This window comes from Arsenophonus endosymbiont of Bemisia tabaci Q2, assembly GCF_902713415.1.
In the GTDB taxonomy this organism is placed as follows: Bacteria; Pseudomonadota; Gammaproteobacteria; order Enterobacterales; family Enterobacteriaceae; genus Arsenophonus.
Genome location: NZ_CACTIE010000015.1, coordinates 1 through 2,425, shown reverse-complemented (window position 1 = coordinate 2,425; position 2,425 = coordinate 1). Strand labels below are relative to the sequence as shown.

4 protein-coding genes are annotated in these 2,425 nt (G+C 31.5%); all 4 read right to left on the bottom strand.

All coding sequences use genetic code 11. The annotated features are described in order from the left end of the window. Positions 1–286: 286 nt before the first annotated feature. Positions 287–436 carry a hypothetical protein gene (locus ARSQ2_RS01245; protein ID WP_181994097.1) on the bottom strand — a complete coding sequence of 50 codons (150 nt, stop codon included), beginning with the start codon at positions 434–436 and terminating at the stop codon, positions 287–289. Between the two features lie 421 nt (positions 437–857). Further along, positions 858–1,508 (bottom strand): hypothetical protein, encoded by a 651-nt coding sequence (locus ARSQ2_RS01240; protein ID WP_181994096.1) that lies wholly within the window; start codon positions 1,506–1,508, stop codon positions 858–860. After that, positions 1,509–1,961 carry a hypothetical protein gene (locus ARSQ2_RS01235; protein ID WP_181994095.1) on the bottom strand — a complete coding sequence of 151 codons (453 nt, stop codon included), beginning with the start codon at positions 1,959–1,961 and terminating at the stop codon, positions 1,509–1,511. A 6-nt stretch (positions 1,962–1,967) separates the two neighbouring features. Continuing rightward, the gene (locus tag ARSQ2_RS01230) at positions 1,968–2,255 is read right to left on the bottom strand and encodes a hypothetical protein (protein ID WP_181994778.1); all 288 of its coding nucleotides are present in this window, start codon (positions 2,253–2,255) and stop codon (positions 1,968–1,970) included. Positions 2,256–2,425 lie beyond the last annotated feature (170 nt).

Sequence of the window (2,425 nt, the reverse complement as noted above, 5' to 3'; positions counted from 1 at the left end):
TACAAGTAATTACTCTATATCAGTAAATTTATATTGGAGAAAAACATATATTTTGTAATCAAAATTAAGTCGCTTAGCTATAGATTCATCACTGTTACTCATTTCATCTATTACTACATATGAATTATAATTAAACAGGCGGTTAAATTTAAATCTCTGCTTTTGTGAGCTGGGATTGATAAAAATTTTCTGTTCTGGATGCGATTGATTATAAAAGCGATAGTCAGGTAAGATTTTTATATGATCGGTCCAGTTGTAACGTTGAATAACATACCGATCAACGCCATTACCCCCCGTTAGCATACCCCTTTGTTAATAACAGGGTATCATTACTGTCCTTACCATATAAAATTACATTCCCATTTCCACCTGCTAAAATATTATCTTTATAGCTAAGCGACTTAATTTTGATTACAAAATATATGTTTTTCTCCAATATAAATTTACTGATATAGAGTAATTACTTGTAATTATTTTAAAGTCGCCCAGCTATAGCATTAGCATTAGCATTAGCATTAGCATTAGCATTAGCATTAGCATTAGCAATGATAATATTATGTGCTGTATTCGGCCCACTAGCATTTTCTAAATTATTAATAGATGCAACAAGTTGTAAAGTATTGTTACTACTGCTAACAAAACTTCTTATTCTATAATGAGAATAGTCAAAAGTGCGAAAAGGTCGCGTTAAATATTTTAGGGTACTATTTTCTAAATCAATATAAGAACCGCGAAAACTGGTTTTGTTATGTTTATTTTATAAATAGAAAAATCTGGCTTTATAAGACCAATATTTTTTTGAATAGGTAATGTATTAATAATAATACTATCATTACCATCTTTACCGTAAAGATATTTTATTTTATTAATTTCAAATTGCTTATTATTAAAGATAAAAATATCATCGCTATTCCCCCAAACAAATATTTTTTACCATCATATATTTCAAATCGGTTGGCTACATCCTTCAATCCAATAATAATATCATCGCCATTAGCTGTATTAAAATTTATGCCAGAAATATAAGCCTTGTTATAGGTATTTCTAAAAAAACTTTCAGCATAATCATAGGAGTGTGTTAATCTAGGCGACAATGATATTGTATAAATGACCATTGATTTTTGACTATTCGATGTAAAAAATTTATTCCTATTAGAGTAAGTGTCAGAAAAATCTAAAAATATATTATCTGTATTTTCCTTTAATAAGATCGTTTCATTAGTCGCGATTTGTGAATGTGGAATATATTTTTTAATTTTGACATGTTCAATATCATAACGATCTGTAAATTGCTGTAAAATTAATCTGATTTCTTGTTCGGAAAAACGTCTTTTATTCTGCTCTATCTCATGATTAATCAGTTCATTTATCCATAAGGTGATGGCTGAATTTGAAAATATATTGAGATGTTTTGCTATCATATGATGTTCAATGTCTTGATAGACCAGATATTTATTTTTCTCTTTATCTATTAAATGAAAATAAGGTAACTCTTCTGCTTGCTGCATTTATTCAATATAAAAATATAAAGTATAACCAAATGGTTGTAATTGAAATTGATTGCGCTGTTTTTCAAATAATGCTTTTTTAAAACTATCTTCTACCTGATATTGCTGTAATTTATTTTGTATCGCATAAGTTAGATTCAGTCCCAAAGCCGCTCTTAGACCAGTTTCAAATTCTTCCCCTGAAGTTAATTTAATTTTTTCTTTAATTTTTGCTACTGTTCGTACCGCATTATAGGCCATTCCGCCCAACATTAAACTGGCACCAAACGCAATACCAATCGGGCCTACTGCTGAACCAGCAAAAATAGCCAACGCGGTACCAAGTCCGAAACCCGCTCCCAGTACAGATAACATGCCATTGATAATGAGATCTTGACGTATAGCAGGATCTTGTTCGGTCTTTAGTTGGCTAAAACTATCATAAGCATAATAAATATCAAATCCCGCCGCCATCGCATTTTAAAAAATGACCGCCCGGCCAGTAAACGTATCTGCCATTCGATAAGAGCCAGTTATTTTATAAACGCTTTTTAATAACAGAGGTTGCAAAATATCAGTGCTAAAATTAGCTGCCGCAGTACTCCAAGCAATGGCGATATTTTTACTTATTTCAGCCCGCTGCTGATCATTCAATTCTGTAGACTGTTGCTCTGCTAACATCGTGTGGGTAGAGTTAATCAATTGAAACAGACCAATAGCCTGAGTACCATAACCAATTTTATTCATCATGCGAGCATAACGAGGCAATTTGACACTATTTTGCCGTAAACGTGGCCAAAGAGTCTTATCTGGGTTATGTTCAATAGCGGATAATCTTGCTAATAATAGTGCTGATGAAGCCAGATCCTGTTCATTAGTTATAGCTAAGCGACTTAATTTTGATGACATTATTTATATGAGCTATTCAATTGATTTTA

What these genes read in the sequence shown, in the direction of transcription:
- ARSQ2_RS01235 (WP_181994095.1), bottom strand. Translation starts at nt 1,961, where the DNA reads ATGGCGGCGGGATTTGATATTTATTATGCTTATGATAGTTTTAGCCAA.
- ARSQ2_RS01240 (WP_181994096.1), bottom strand. Translation starts at nt 1,508, where the DNA reads ATGCAGCAAGCAGAAGAGTTACCTTATTTTCATTTAATAGATAAAGAG.